This window comes from Microbacterium sp. KSW4-4, from assembly GCF_023091185.1.
Classification (GTDB): Bacteria; Actinomycetota; Actinomycetes; order Actinomycetales; family Microbacteriaceae; genus Microbacterium; species Microbacterium paraoxydans.
Map to the genome: position 1 here is coordinate 752,705 of NZ_JAHWXJ010000002.1, position 13,633 is coordinate 766,337.

Genomic DNA, 13,633 nt, shown 5'->3' on the forward strand with positions numbered 1-13,633 from the left:
CCGAGACGACCATGACGAAGAACAAGAGTGCCGTGACCAACGACTCCAGCGATCCGCTCCGCCCGTCCGACCACGTCGACGGCGACGACACCATCACCCAGCCGCGGCTCGGCTTCGTCGGCTGGCTGCGGTGGGGGTGGCGTCAGCTCACCTCGATGCGCACGGCGCTCGTCCTGCTGCTCGTCCTGGCGATCGCGGCGATCCCCGGATCGATCTTCCCGCAGCGGATGGCCGACCCGAACGGCGTGACGCAGTGGGAGCGCGACAACCCCGATCTGTTCCCGGTGCTCGACGGGCTCAAGCTCTTCGACGTGTACCTGTCGCCCTGGTTCTCGGCGATCTACCTGCTGCTGTTCACCTCGCTCGTCGGCTGCGTCATCCCGCGCATCAAGCACCACGCCAAGGCGTTGCAGGCCCGCCCGCCGCGCACGCCCGCACGGCTGCGACGTCTGGAGGACTACCGCGCCGTCACCCGCGACACCGTCGCCGACTCCGGCACGCGCACGGGGGACGCCGCCGCGGAGGCCGCCGCCTCGATCGACGTCGCCACGAAGCAGCTCAAGGCATTCGGCTACCGCGTGGAGCGCTACGACCGCGGGCACACGTACTCGGTGTCGGCCGAGCGCGGCTACTGGCGGGAGACGGGCAACCTGCTCTTCCACCTCGCCCTCGTCGGTGTGCTCGTGACGATCGGCGTCGGCGGCGGCTTCGCGTACACGGGCCAGCGCGTGCTCGTCGAGGGGGAGACCTTCGCCAACACGCTGCTCGACTACGACTCCATGAACCGCGGGCGCTTCGTGGCCGACGACTCCTTCGCGCCGTACTCGATGCGGCTGGACTCCTTCGACGTCACGTATCAGCCGTTCGGTGAGCCCGGCTCCGGCCAGGCCGGGAACTTCTCCGCGAACATGACCATCCAGGAGAACGGCGAGGAGCGCGAGGGCGCCGTCAAGGTCAACGAGCCGCTGGGCGTGGCCGACGACGACGTGTTCCTGCTCGGCAACGGGTACGCCCCGACGGTCACCGTGCGCGACCCCGAGGGCAACGTGGTGTTCCACAACAGCACGCCGTTCCTCCCGCAGGACAACAACATGACCTCGCTCGGCGTGCTCAAGGTGCCGGACGGCCTGGCCGAGCAGGTGGGCCTCGTCGGCTTCTTCTACCCGACCACCGGCGTGCTTGACACGGGCGCCTTCTTCTCCGCCTACCCCGACCTCACCAACCCGACGCTCACGCTCGACGTGTACACGGGCGACCTCGGGATCAACGACGGCGTGCCGCGCTCGGTGTACGTGCTCGACACCTCCGACATGACCAAGCTCACCGGACGCAGCACCGACGTCGAGTCGATCGAGCTGTCACCGGGTGAGACCGCGCAGCTGCCGAACGGCTTGGGCTCGGTCACCTTCGACGACGAGTCGCCGGAGGGCGCCACCGACTCCTCGGAGTCCGTCAAGCGCTTCGCCTCCCTGCAGATCCACCGCGACGAGTCCGGAGTGTTCGTGCTCGGGTTCGCACTGCTGGCGCTCGGCGGCCTCATGCTCGCCCTGTTCGTGCCGCGTCGGCGCGTATGGGTGAAGGCCACCGCGGCGGAGGGCGCCGTCGACCTCGAGTACGCGGCCCTGGCCCGAGGGGAGGACCCCACGCTCGCCCGCGCCGTGGACGACCTCCGCGCCGGTCACGCCCGGCTGCTCGACGCCGCGGGCGGCACGATCGCCCGCACCCCTGAAGACGCCGACGAGGACGCCGCGGACGCCGCCGCGGACCCCGCGGCCCCGGCACCCGGAAAGTAGACTGACACCATGCTCGAGCTCAACGTGATCTCGCCGGTCCTGCTCTGGACGGCGATCGCGATCTACGCGGCGGCCTTCGTGGCCTATGCCTTCGATCTCGCGCGTCGCTCGCAGGCGACGGCCGACGCCCACACCGTCCGCGAGGGCGAGCTCGTGGCCGCCGGTCGTTCCGGTGGCGTCTCGGCTTCCGCGCCCGTCGATGCGCCCGGAGCTCCGAAGCCGCAGCGCTTCGTCATGGCACGAATCGGCACCTCGCTCACGGTGCTGGGCTTCGTGTTCCACCTCGCCGCCGCTGTGACGCGCGGCATCGCGGCCGGTCGGGTGCCGTGGGCGAACCTGTACGAGTTCGGCATGGTCGGAACGCTGCTCATCATCGCGGTCTACCTGGCGGTGCTCACCCGCCTCGACCTGCGCTTCCTCGGCACCTTCATCACGGGCCTCGTGGTGGTCCTCCTGGGCCTCGGCGCGACGAACTTCTACGTCGAGGTCTCGCCGCTGATGGACCCGCTGAAGAGCGTGTGGCTCATCATCCACGTGTTCGTCGCCTCGCTCGCGACCGCGTTCTTCGCCCTCGCCTTCGCGCTCTCGGTGATCCAGCTCATGCAGGCGCGACGCGAGCGGCTGCTCGGCGAGGGGGCGGCGAAGACCGGCCCCGGCTTCCTGCGGACCTTCCCGCCGGCGGAGCGGCTGGAGAGCCTGGCGTACCTGTTCACGATCATCGGCTTCATCCTCTGGACCTTCACGCTCATCGCCGGGTCCATCTGGGCGTACTACGCGTGGAGCCGCTTCTGGGGCTTCGACGTGAAGGAGACCTGGACCTTCGTGATCTGGGTGCTCTACGCCGGGTACATCCACGCCAGGGCGACGCGCGGCTGGCGCGGCAACCCCTCGGCCTGGCTCTCGATCGTCGGCTTCACCGCCGTGATCTTCAACTTCACCATCGTCAACGTCTTCTTCAAGGGCCTGCACGCCTACTCCGGCCTGAGCTGAGGCCGCCGAGCACAGCTTCGGAGGTCGCGAGGGACACGCCGCCGGGCGGGGCTCGGTCACGGCGTGTCGTCCGCCATCTCCGACGTCGTGCCTGCCGGAGCAGGGCTCAGCCGCCGAGCGGGATGACCTCGGCGTGCTCGACGCCGCCCTCGTACCAGACGAACTCGGCCTCGGTGACGACCTCCGTTGGGACGGGTGTGAGCGGACGGACCTCGGTGGCGGCGAGCTGCTGCCATGTCTCGGGATCCAGCGTCTTGCCGTAGAGCACCGAGAGGTGGAAGGTCCAGTCCTCGACGGAGAGCTCGTCGAGGCGGCGGAAGTCCGTCGGCCGGAGCACCTCCGTCAGCGAGGCGTATGCGTGCACGAGGGCGGGCGTGCGGGCGAGGCGCATGATCATGATCTGCCACGGCGCGGGGAAGACGTCCACGGCGTCGGCGGTGAGCTCGAGAGGACTCTGTTCCGTGGCCCAGGCGCGGATCACGGCTCGCAGCTCCTCCCGACGCTCCGGCTCGAAGAAGCCTCGAAGCGTCACGTGCTCCGTGTGCGGATGCCGCAGCGGCGTGTCCAGACGACCGAGCGCAGCCTCCTGGATCGCCCGGTATTCCACGGCGACGGCACCCGTCGGCCGGAGGACGAGATACTGCTGCCCGTCGAGGCTCGCGAGCTGGTCCGGAGTGTCCATGAACGGTCGGCGCATGGCACGAGGGTACGGGGTATCGCCGTCGTGTCCGGGCACAGTCTCGGAGATCGGACCCGACACGCCGCCGGAGCGGGCTGTCCGGCGGCGTGTCGTGCGTGATCTCCGAAGTTGTGCCCGGAGTCAGGCGGTGACGACGGCACGAGCCGTGGTCGTGCGGCGGACCGCGACGACCACCGTTGTGGCGACGAGCGAGAGCACGCCCCAGACGACGAGGGCGGCGGCGGCGGCCCCGCTCGCCTCCACGAGACCTGCGAAGGCCGGTGCGGTGGGGAGGGCGGCCCCGATGCTCGCGAGCCAGTCGGGCACGGTCGAGATGAGTCCCGTCGCCACGGCGATGACACCGATCAGTGCGGCGATCCAGCGTCCGACGCCGCCGAACACCGCCACGAGGGCCTGGTTCACCGCGGCGAACACCACCCCGGTGAGGACGGCGGTTCCCGCGAAGGCCCACCACTCCGCGACGTCGTAGTCGGCCACGATCTGCACGATGAGCGAGACGAGCAGACCCTGCGCCGCGCCGATCGCCGCAGCGGGCCAGAACGCGCGGAGGGTGAGGGAGGCGGAGGAGCGTCGCGAGGTGAGGGTGCGCGCCGTGTGGGCACGGAGCACGAGGAAGGACGCGAGACCGCCGAACCACAGCACCACCGCGGTGAGCAGCGGGATCGCGGTGGGGCCGAAGAGCGAGCCCATCGAGGAGTCGGTCGCCACGGGGTCGGCGATCACCGACGCCAGCGACGTCGACTCCTCGTCGCTGAAGGACGGGAGGGAGTCGGCCGCGGTGCGCAGTCCGCCCGCGAGATCGCCGGTGCCGGTCGCGAGGGTGTCGAGACCGGTGGCGAGCTCCGTGCTGCCGTCGGCGAGCTGGGTCGCGCCGTCGGCGAGCTGCGTCGCGCCCGACGACAGCGCCCGCGCTCCCGCGGCCGACTGATCCACGCCCTCTGTCGCGAGGCGGTTGAGCCCGCCGGCGAGCTCGGTCGCCCCGGCGCCCGCCTCGCCGAGCTGGGTGGCGAGCGTGGAGAAGGACGCGGGAAGCGCGGCGATTCCACCCGCGACCTGGGGGCTGTTGAGGATGCCGGAGGCGGTCCCCGCTGACTTCGCCGCTGCCGCCGCCTTCGCGGCGAGGTCGGAGAGCTGCCCGCACTCCGCCGAGTCCGGGTCGGCGGCGCACGCCGTGGCCGCCATCGTCCCGAGACCCTGTGCGACCGTGGCCGAGTCCGTCGCGGCCGACTTCGCCGACGCGCCCGCCGACTGGATGCTACCGGTGAGCTTCTGGACGCCGGCGACCCGGCCCTGCAGCTCAGTCGCCGCGGAGGTGAGTCCCGCGCCGATCGTCCCTGCGCCGGTTGCCGCCTGCCGCGTCTGCCCCGCGATCGTGTCGAGGCCGGACGCGAGGGTCGAGGCCCCGGTGCCCAGCTCTCCGGCGCCCGCGGCGAGTTGCGTCGCACCCTCCGGGAGGGCCGCGGCGCCGGTCGCCGCGTCACGCGCCCCGCTCGCCAGCTCCAGGGCCCCGTCCGCCGCGTCGCCGATCTGGTCGCCGATGGTGGTGAAGCCGACGAGGATGTTCTCGGTCGTGGCCTCGGACAGCGTGGTGCCGAGCGTCGAGGCCGCCACGTCGGCGATCTGCCCGGTGATGAGGTCGTCCGCCACGAGGCCGTCGTCGGGCGTCGTCACCTGGATCGTCGCCTGCTCCGCGTCCCCGCCGCCGTCCGCGACCGCCTGACCTGCGGAGGTCGCCGCGGCCGAGAAGTCCTCGGGGATCGTGATGACGGCCTGGTAGGTGCCGTCGGCGAGCCCGTCGGCGGCGTCCTCCTCGTTGGAGATGACCCACGTGAGGTTCGAGTCGAGATCGTCCGAGCCCTCGACGAGCCCGGACGCGAGCTGCCGCCCGAGAGGCGCGGTCTGGCCGTCGATCTCGACGGGCTCGTCGAGGTTCACGATCGCCGCGGTCATGGAGTCGAGGCGCTCGGTCGGGTTGTAGAGCGCCGCCATGAGGATGCCGCCGATCGCGGCGGGCAGCAGCAGGACGCCGAGGATCGTGAGCCAGGTGATGGGCTTGCGTGAGCGGGCGCGCTCGAGGGGGAGGGTCATGCGGGCACCTCGGTCGTTTCTGCGGCGCTCGGGCGGGGCGCGCGCGTGTCGAGTACGTCGGCGGACGGCCATCCGGCGTCCGTGAGGAGGGAACGGGCCGCGTCGGGATCGACGGCGGTGGCGAAGACGGCGAGCTCTCGGCGCGACCTCGCATCGCGCAGCATCGCGGCGACCTGGTCGCGCTCGCCGCCGCGGAGCCGGTCCGCGCCGTCGATCACCACGAGCTCGGAACGACCGCGGAGGGCTTCGCGGAGGTCGGCGAGCACCGGGGCGTCGTCTCCCGCGAGCACGCAGCCCACGTGGGAACGGACCCAGGCCGCACGACCGGGGAGCAGGTGTCCGGCGACGCGGAGGCGTCCGTCGGCCGGGGCGATGCGGGCGCCGACGGTGAGAGCGAGGGCCCGTAGCGTCCCGGCATCCCCGCCACTCGCGACCAGGGCTGCGCCGGGCGCGAGCCGCAGCGACAGTCCCTCCGTCGCCGAGGGGCCGGCACCGAGCTCCAGGTCATCGGCCGCGACGAGCGACCCGTCGCCCGGCCACGCCTCGAGGTGCCGTTCGCGTTCCACCGCCTCGCCCTCGATGTCCACGCGGGGGAGGATCCGCTCGAGCCAGGACGGGATCTCCCAGGCGCGCTCGCCGAGGATCGCCATGAGCGCCGGGATCAGCGTCATGCGCACGAGGAAGGCGTCGAAGGCGATGCCGGCGGCGAGTCCGAGGGCGATGGGCTTGAGGGAGGAGTCGCCCTCCGGCACGAAGGCGACGAACACCGCGAACATGATGAGACCGGCCGCCGTGACGACCTTCGCCGAACCGGTGAACCCGCTCCGTACCGCGCGCAGCGCCGCGGCCCGTCGGGTGGCGCGGTTCACAACTCCCGCACCCTGGCGGAGGTCGGGATCGTGCACGAAGTCCTCGCGCATCCGCGACACGAGGAACACCTGGTAGTCCATCGCGAGGCCGAAGAGCACGCCCATGAGGATGATCGGCATGAAGCTGATGATCGGTCCGACCTTCGCGACGTGCAGGAGGTCGGCGAACCAGCCCCACTCGAAGACCGCCCCGACGACGCCGAAGGCGGCGACGATCGACAGCAGGTAGCCGGCCGCGGCGGTGATCGGCACCCAGAGCGAACGGAACACGATGGTGAGGAGGATCAGCGAGAGGCCGATCACGAAGATCCCGAACGGCAGCAGAGCCGCCCCGAGCTGATCCGAGATGTCGATGCCGACGGCGGTGAAGCCGGTGACCTTGAGGTCGATGCCGAACTCGTCCAGCCACTCGTCGTGGTGGCTGCGGAGCTCGCGCACGAGGTCGGCCGTCGCGGGGTCGTCGGGAGCCGTCTCCGGGATGATCTGGACGATGCCGGTGTCGGCGGTCTCGTTCGGCGTCGCGAGGGCGACCTCCTTCACGCCGGGAACCTCGGCCACCGCGTCTCCGAGGTCTTCCATGAGACCGAGGGGGTCGGTGGAGGTGACGATGGTGCCGGTGAGGATGAGGGGGCCGTTGAAGCCGGGGCCGAACTGCTCGCCGACGAGGTCGTAGTTCTGTCGCGCCTCGGAGTTCTTCGGCAGGACGCCGGCGTTCGGCAGGGCGAGGTCGAGGCTGAGGGCGGGGACGGCGACGATGCCGAGTCCGAGGACGACCGCGAGGGAGACGAGGACGGGGTGCTTCGTCACGCCCTCCACCCACCGACGGCTGCCGCGGGGCTTCGTGACGGCGTCCTTCGCGGCCGCCTTCTTCGGGGCCTTCGCGCGCTTCGGCCGTCCGGCCACGCGGCCCTTGAGGAATCCGAGCAGCGCAGGGGTCAGGGTCACCGCGATCGCCACGGCGACCGCGACGGCCACGGACGCCGCGTCGCCCATGGTGGTGAGGAACGGGATGCCCGCGAAGCCGAGGCCGATCAGCGCGATGAGCACGGTGACGCCGGCGAAGACGACCGCCGATCCGGCCGTGCCGACCGCGCGGGCGGCCGACTCCTCAGGTTCAACGCCGTCCCGGACCTGGTCCTGGTGGCGCGCGACGATGAAGAGCGCGTAGTCGATCCCGACCGCGAGCCCGAGCATCAGGGCGAGCAGCGGCGTGGTGGAGGAGACGGTCGCGAAGGCGGTCGCCGTGAAGATCCCGGCCATGGAGATGCCGACACCGAGGATCGCGGTGAGCAGGGGGAGTCCGGCGACCACGAACGACCGGAACGTGACGATGAGCACGAGGAGCGCGATGAGCAGGCCCACCGCCTCGGTGAGGGTGACGCCGGGGATCGAGATCGCGAAGAGGTCGCCGCCGAGAGAGGCCTGCGCACCGTCGGGGAGCTCTGCCGCGAGCTCGTCGACGGTGGAGCGCAGGGCGTCCTTGGTCTCCTCGGAGACGTCGGTGGACTCACCGTCGAACTGCAGGCGCACGATGGCCGCCGTGCCGTCGTCGTTGATCATGCCGTTGACCATCTCGTCGTACGGCGAGGTGGCGGCGAGGACCTCGTCGAGGTCGCCGAGGTCCGACACGGCATCCTCGATCGGCTCGCGGTACTCGTCATCGGTGATCTCGTCGCCGTCGGCGGCCACGACGATGAACTGCGCATTCGTGCCGCTCACCTGCGGGAAGGAGCGGGAGAGCTGCTCGAGGCCGGCCTGGGACTCGGTCCCGGGGATGGAGAACGTGTTGTCGGTGCCGGCGCCGAGGACCACGGCTCCGGCTCCGGCGATGCCGAGGGCGAGGAGCCAGGAGACGAGGACGCGCCACGGGTGGCGGAAGGACCAGCGTCCGAGGGACGAGAGGAGTGTGGACACGCGAATCTCCGTGAGGTGCCGGGTGGATACACAGATGTATCCGATACATAGATGTATCGTAAGGTCATCCGCCATCCGGAGTCTGTGCAACGGGTGTGAATCGTCGAGAGGGAAGGCCAGGAGGTTCCGATGTCGTCACCCGCCACCCGCAGCCGGGAGAACACGAAGGCGCGTCTGCTGGAGGCTGCCGCGCAGGTGTTCGCCGAGGTCGGCCTGGACGGTGCCTCGGTCGAGGCGGTCTGCGAGCGCGCCGGCTTCACGCGCGGGGCGTTCTACTCGAACTTCGACTCGAAGGACGAGCTGTTCCTGACCCTCGCGGCCGGGGTCGCCGACGCGAGGGTGGCAGCCGTGCGGACTCGCGTGGAGCAGATGCGGGCGGACGGCGAGCTCGCCGACGACTGCGACCCGAAGGATCTCGTCCAGCAGATCATGGAGCTCGGCAGCGACGACCGCCTGGGCGTGATGCTGATGAGCGAGATCCGCATCCGCGCCCTGCGTGATCCGCAGTTCGGCGAGGCCTACCTCGCCCAAGAGCGCGAGATGGTGGCGAGCATCGCGCGCATCGTGGAGGACATCGTGGAGGCGGCGGGGACGCTGCGCCTCCGGCTGCCGGCCACCGATGCGGCGCGCATGCTCATGATTCTCTGGGAGGGCATGACCGTCCGCGGTGCGATGGCCGGTCGTGACGACGCGGCCCTGCGGCACTCCGGCGGCGAGGAGCTGGGGCGGCTCGTGGAACTCCTCGTCGAGTCCTAGGCGCTGCGGGCTGCGAGCAGCTCGTGGTGGCAGCGGGCCAGTCGGGCCAGCCACCATTCCCGACGCTCGTCCGCGGCGGCGAGCCGGGTGAGCGCTGCCGGGTCGGGGGACAGGCGTCCCACCGGGATCGCGCCGTCCACGGGGCGGAGGTCGGCGACGTCGTCCTGGAACAGGGAGGCCGTGCCCAGACCGCAGTCGTAGTCGAGGGTGGGGAGCGCGGCGGCCAGCGCGGCCCCCTGCGACAGGCCGATCGCGGTGTCCAGGGCGCTGGAGACGACCGCGGGAAGGCCGGCCGCTGTGACGATCTGCAGGGCATGGGTCAGGCCGCCCAGCGGTTGGGCCTTGATGACGACGATGTCCGCCGCGCCCGCGCGGGCGACGGCGAGGGGGTCGCCGGACTTCCGGATGCTCTCGTCCGCGGCGACCGGGATCCCCATGTAGGCGATGCGCCGGCGCAGCTCGACGAGCTCGGGCACGGAGGCGCAGGGCTGCTCGATGTACTCCAGGTCGAAGACGGCGAGGGCGTGCACGGCGTGCTCGGCCTCATCGACGTTCCAGAGGCCGTTCGCGTCGATCCGGATGCGGCCCTCCGGCCCGAGCGTCTCCCGGACAGCGCGGACCCGGGCGACGTCGTCCGCCAGTACCTGTCCCGGCTCGGCGACCTTGACCTTCGCGGTCCGGCATCCGGCGAAACGCCCGAGGACCTCGGGCACGCGGGTGGCGTCGACGGCGGGCACAGTGGCGTTGACGCCGACGCGGTCGCGCAGCGGTGCGGGTTGGGGGGCGTACGCGTAGTCGATCGCGGCTGCCAGCCAGGTCGCGGCCTCGGCGTCGTCGTACTCGACGAACGGGGAGAACTCGGCCCAGCCCTCCGGCCCTTCGAACAGCAGGGCCTCGCGGGTGTCGACGCCGCGGAAGCGGGTCTGCATCGGCAGGGCGACGACGCGGGCGGAATCGAGGAGCTCCGTGACGGCGGGGATCATGACCCCATTGTGCGCCACGACCCTCGACAGGATGTGGCACGTATCTGTGCCATTGACAATGGTGTGTGACGCACACTAATGTGGTGGGCATGAACGAATCGCTCGACACGCATCTGCAGGAACTGCGCCGCGGCACCGTGGTGCTCGCCTGCCTGCAGCTGCTGCGCACGCCGGAGTACGGGTATGCGCTGCTCGAGCAGCTCGAGAGTCGGGGCTTCGCCACCGATGCGAACACGCTCTACCCGCTGCTCCGTCGTCTGGAGAAGCAGGAGTACCTCACGAGCGAGTGGAACACCGACGAGGCCCGGCCTCGCAAGTTCTACCGCACCTCGGAAGCCGGGGCCCGGCTCGCCGACACCCTCACCGACGAGTGGCGCGCGCTGACCGCCGCGATCGCCTCCCTCACCCCCGAGGAGAACTGACATGACCCCCACGAGCACGCTCACCGAGCGCTACATCAGCGCCACGATCCGCAGCCTCGCGCCGGAGGCGCAGGGCGAGGTCCGCGCCGAACTCGAAGCGGCCATCGCCGACGCCGTCGACGCGCGGCGGGAACAGGGCGAGAGCCCGGAGGATGCGGAGCGCGCCGTCCTCACCGACCTCGGCGACCCGGGCATCCTCGCCGCCGGATACGCCGACCGACCGCTCCACCTCATCGGTCCTCGGTACTACCTCACCTGGTGGCGGCTGCTGAAGCTGCTCCTGTTCATCGTGCCGCCGTTCGCCGCGGTGGGCGTCGCGATCGGGCAGCTGATCAACGGCGGCGGACCCGGAGAGGTGATCGGCGCGGTCGTCTCGGTCACGCTGTCGGTGATCGTGCACCTGTGCTTCTGGGTCACGCTCGTCTTCGTCGTGCTGGAGCGCACCGGCGCCGACACCGGCGTGCGCTGGAACGTGGACCAGCTTCCCGAGCCGACGGAGCACGGGGCCGCCCGCGCCGACGTGATCGCCTCGCTCGTGTTCCTCCTCGCCGGCATCGGCGCGATCGTGTGGGACGCGACGCTCGGATTCTTCCCGACCGGCGGCGACCCCATCCCGATCCTGGCGCCCGCGCTCTGGCCGGTGGGCATCGGCATCCTCCTCGCGCTCATGATCGCGGAGGCCGTCCTGGCCGTCGCCGTGTACGCGCGTCGGCGGTGGACCGTCGCCGCGGCCGTCGTGAACACCGTCCTCGCCGTCGGCTTCGCCGTGTGGGCCCTCACCCTGCTCCTGCAGGGCGAGCTCCTCAACCCGGCCTTCCTCGAGTTCGTGTTCACGGACAACGGGGTGGATGCCGACACGATGCGCGTGCTCACGGTGATCACCGGCGTCTGCCTCGTGGCCTTCCCGGCCTGGGACATCGTCGACGGGTGGATGAAGACGGCGCGTGCCCGGGGAATAGGCTGAAGATCGTGACCGATGCCTTCGTCTCCGACCTGTTCGATCCCGCCGAGTGGGAGCTGGCGCCCGGCGCCGAGCACTACACCGACATCACGGCGCACGTGAGCCGCGACGGCGGGGTCGCCCGCATCGCCTTCCACCGACCCGAGGTGCGCAACGCCTTCCGCCCGCACACGGTCGACGAGCTCTACCGGGCGCTCGACATCGCGCGACAGGACGCGCGTATCGGGGCGGTGCTGCTGACCGGCAACGGACCGAGCCCGAAGGACGGCGGCTGGGCGTTCTGCTCCGGCGGTGATCAGCGCATCCGCGGCCGGGACGGGTACAAGTATGCTTCGACAGGCTCAGCAACCCAGGGGGAAGGAGCCGCCCCCGCTGTCGGGCGGCTGCACATCCTCGAGGTGCAGCGGCTCATCCGGTTCATGCCGAAGGTCGTCATCGCCGTGGTCCCCGGGTGGGCGGCCGGCGGCGGGCACTCGCTGCACGTGGTGTGCGACCTGACCATCGCGTCGGCCGAGCACGCGCGCTTCAAGCAGACGGACGCCGACGTCGGCAGCTTCGATGCCGGGTACGGCTCCGCCTACATGGCCCGGCAGACGGGGCAGAAGTTCGCGCGGGAGGTGTTCTTCCTCGCCGAGGAGTACTCGGCGCAGCGGGCCTACGAGGCGGGCGCCGTGAACCGCGTCGTGCCGCACGCCGAGCTCGAGCGTGAGGCGCTGAAGATGGCGCGCACCGTGCTGACGAAGTCGCCGACCGCGATCCGGATGCTGAAGTTCGCCTTCAACGCCGTCGATGACGGGCTCGTAGGGCAGCAGGTGTTCGCCGGCGAGGCCACGCGTCTCGCCTACGGCACCGACGAGGCGGTGGAGGGGCGGGATTCGTTCCTCGAGAAGCGCGCCCCCGACTGGTCCTCGTTCCCCTGGCACTACTGAGCCGGAGGGACGATCGTGACCGCCCTCATCCCGACCGACGCCGAAGACACCGGGCTCCTGCGGGAGGCGCTGCTCCGAGCTCTCGACGCGGGACCGGCTCTCGGCTTCGGCATGCTCGCCGACGCCCCGGCGGAGGTGGACGACGGCATCGCCGCGGTCATCGCGACCTCCGGATCCAGCGGCGTCCCGAAGCGGGTGGCGCTGAGCGGCGAGGCCCTGCGGGCGAGTGCGGAGGCCACCGCCGCACGGATCGGCAGCGGTCGCTGGCTGCTCGCTCTCCCGGCCGGCTACGTCGCGGGGCTGCAGGTGATGGTGCGGTCGATCCTCGCGGGCACGGAGCCGACCCGGATCGAGGGGCGGTTCACCCCGCGGGCGTTCGCCGAGGCCACGCGGAGCATGCGGCACGTCACGACCGCGGGCGTCCTCCCCGCCCTCTACACCTCCCTCGTCCCGGCGCAGATCGCGACGCTGCTCGACGCGAGTACCGAGCCGGGGGTGCTCGCGGCGCTGCAAGCCTACGAAGCCATCCTCGTCGGGGGCCAGGCGCTGCCAGAGCCGCTGCGGGAGCGGGCGGCCGACCTCGGAGTGCGTCTCGTGCGGACCTACGGCTCGACGGAGACCAGCGGCGGCTGCGTGTACGACGGCGTCCCGCTCGACACCGTGAACGTCCGGGCGGTCGACGGCGAGCTGCGGATCGCCGGCCCCATGCTCGCGGAGGGCTATCTGGGCGACCCGGCACTGACCGCGCGCACGTTCGTCAGGGACGAGCACGGCATCCGCTGGTACCGCACCGGCGACCTCGGGCTCCTCGAGGACGGCGTGGTGCGCGTGCACGGTCGCGCGGACAACGTGATCGTGTCGGGTGGCATCAACATCTCGCTCGACCGGGTGGAGCGCATCGTCCGCTCGGTCCCCGGGCTGCATCAGGCCGTGGTCGTGGGGGTGTCGGATGACCGCTGGGGGGAGGCCTCGGTCATCGTCGCGGCGCGCGGGGAGGCCCTGCGGCGCAGCGAGTCCGAGCAGCTCGCCCAGGCCAGGGAGGCGGTGGCCGGCGAGATCGGCGCCCACGCCCGTCCGTCCCGCCTGATCCTCGTGGACGAACTCGACGTCCTCTCCTCCGGCAAACCCGACCGCGAGGCGATCCGCCGCATGGTCGCCTCCCTCTAGCCCGTCGACCCACCCCTTTCGCGCCGACCCGGCCCCTTCCGGACGGCCGCAAGGGGCCGGG

Annotated in this window: 11 protein-coding genes; 7 read left to right on the forward strand and 4 right to left on the reverse strand. The window is 71.5% G+C overall.

All coding sequences use genetic code 11. The features are described 5' to 3' along the window. Positions 1 to 11: 11 nt before the first annotated feature. Together KZC57_RS13195 and ccsB are read left to right on the forward strand one after the other, a co-directional pair. A complete protein-coding gene (locus KZC57_RS13195) occupies positions 12 to 1,793 on the forward strand; it encodes a cytochrome c biogenesis protein ResB (RefSeq protein WP_247641945.1) in 1,782 nt (593 codons plus the stop codon). Between the two features lie 9 nt (positions 1,794 to 1,802). Beyond that, the gene (gene ccsB / locus KZC57_RS13200; RefSeq protein ID WP_247641946.1) at positions 1,803 to 2,783 is read left to right on the forward strand and encodes a c-type cytochrome biogenesis protein CcsB; all 981 of its coding nucleotides are present in this window, start codon (positions 1,803 to 1,805) and stop codon (positions 2,781 to 2,783) included. A 106-nt stretch (positions 2,784 to 2,889) separates the two neighbouring features. Here ccsB and KZC57_RS13205 read toward each other — a convergent pair whose 3' ends face one another. The 3 genes from KZC57_RS13205 to KZC57_RS13215 form a co-directional block, all read right to left on the reverse strand. Beyond that, entirely contained in the window at positions 2,890 to 3,480 is a 591-nt protein-coding gene (locus KZC57_RS13205) for a 2'-5' RNA ligase family protein (RefSeq protein ID WP_247641947.1), read from the reverse strand. 123 nt (positions 3,481 to 3,603) lie between these two features. Beyond that, the gene (locus tag KZC57_RS13210; protein WP_247641948.1) at positions 3,604 to 5,571 is read right to left on the reverse strand and encodes a YhgE/Pip family protein; all 1,968 of its coding nucleotides are present in this window, start codon (positions 5,569 to 5,571) and stop codon (positions 3,604 to 3,606) included. Beyond that, positions 5,568 to 8,354: an efflux RND transporter permease subunit gene (locus KZC57_RS13215; protein ID WP_247641949.1), complete on the reverse strand. Its 2,787-nt coding sequence runs from the start codon at positions 8,352 to 8,354 to the stop codon at positions 5,568 to 5,570. The genes KZC57_RS13210 and KZC57_RS13215 overlap by 4 nt, the downstream gene beginning before the upstream one ends. 129 nt (positions 8,355 to 8,483) lie before the next feature. On the opposite strand from KZC57_RS13215, the gene KZC57_RS13220 reads away from it, so the two are divergent. Further along, a complete protein-coding gene (locus tag KZC57_RS13220) occupies positions 8,484 to 9,110 on the forward strand; it encodes a TetR/AcrR family transcriptional regulator (RefSeq protein WP_025104438.1) in 627 nt (208 codons plus the stop codon). Here the strand turns inward: KZC57_RS13220 and KZC57_RS13225 are convergent. Beyond that, on the reverse strand, positions 9,107 to 10,093 hold the full coding sequence (locus tag KZC57_RS13225) for an o-succinylbenzoate synthase (protein ID WP_105949307.1): 987 nt from the start codon (positions 10,091 to 10,093) through the stop codon (positions 9,107 to 9,109). The two genes, KZC57_RS13220 and KZC57_RS13225, sit on opposite strands and share 4 nt — an antisense overlap. 89 nt (positions 10,094 to 10,182) lie before the next feature. Between KZC57_RS13225 and KZC57_RS13230 the strand changes: the two genes are divergently transcribed. The 4 genes from KZC57_RS13230 to KZC57_RS13245 are packed head-to-tail and all read left to right on the forward strand — an operon-like array spanning position 10,183 to position 13,572. Then, on the forward strand, positions 10,183 to 10,515 hold the full coding sequence (locus KZC57_RS13230) for a PadR family transcriptional regulator (protein WP_060922352.1): 333 nt from the start codon (positions 10,183 to 10,185) through the stop codon (positions 10,513 to 10,515). Position 10,516: 1 nt separating this feature from the next. Continuing rightward, complete coding sequence (locus KZC57_RS13235; protein ID WP_247641950.1) at positions 10,517 to 11,479, forward strand: permease prefix domain 1-containing protein; 963 nt, start codon at positions 10,517 to 10,519, stop codon at positions 11,477 to 11,479. A gap of 5 nt (positions 11,480 to 11,484) precedes the next feature. After that, entirely contained in the window at positions 11,485 to 12,405 is a 921-nt protein-coding gene (locus KZC57_RS13240) for a 1,4-dihydroxy-2-naphthoyl-CoA synthase (RefSeq protein WP_247641951.1), read from the forward strand. Positions 12,406 to 12,420: 15 nt separating this feature from the next. Then, a complete protein-coding gene (locus tag KZC57_RS13245) occupies positions 12,421 to 13,572 on the forward strand; it encodes an AMP-binding protein (protein WP_082750067.1) in 1,152 nt (383 codons plus the stop codon). Positions 13,573 to 13,633: the final 61 nt, after the last annotated feature.

What these genes read in the sequence shown, in the direction of transcription:
- KZC57_RS13195 (WP_247641945.1), top strand. Translation starts at nt 12, where the DNA reads ATGACGAAGAACAAGAGTGCCGTGACCAACGACTCCAGCGATCCGCTC.
- ccsB (WP_247641946.1), top strand. Translation starts at nt 1,803, where the DNA reads ATGCTCGAGCTCAACGTGATCTCGCCGGTCCTGCTCTGGACGGCGATC.
- KZC57_RS13205 (WP_247641947.1), bottom strand. Translation starts at nt 3,480, where the DNA reads ATGCGCCGACCGTTCATGGACACTCCGGACCAGCTCGCGAGCCTCGAC.
- KZC57_RS13210 (WP_247641948.1), bottom strand. Translation starts at nt 5,571, where the DNA reads ATGACCCTCCCCCTCGAGCGCGCCCGCTCACGCAAGCCCATCACCTGG.
- KZC57_RS13220 (WP_025104438.1), top strand. Translation starts at nt 8,484, where the DNA reads ATGTCGTCACCCGCCACCCGCAGCCGGGAGAACACGAAGGCGCGTCTG.
- KZC57_RS13225 (WP_105949307.1), bottom strand. Translation starts at nt 10,093, where the DNA reads ATGATCCCCGCCGTCACGGAGCTCCTCGATTCCGCCCGCGTCGTCGCC.
- KZC57_RS13230 (WP_060922352.1), top strand. Translation starts at nt 10,183, where the DNA reads ATGAACGAATCGCTCGACACGCATCTGCAGGAACTGCGCCGCGGCACC.
- KZC57_RS13235 (WP_247641950.1), top strand. Translation starts at nt 10,517, where the DNA reads ATGACCCCCACGAGCACGCTCACCGAGCGCTACATCAGCGCCACGATC.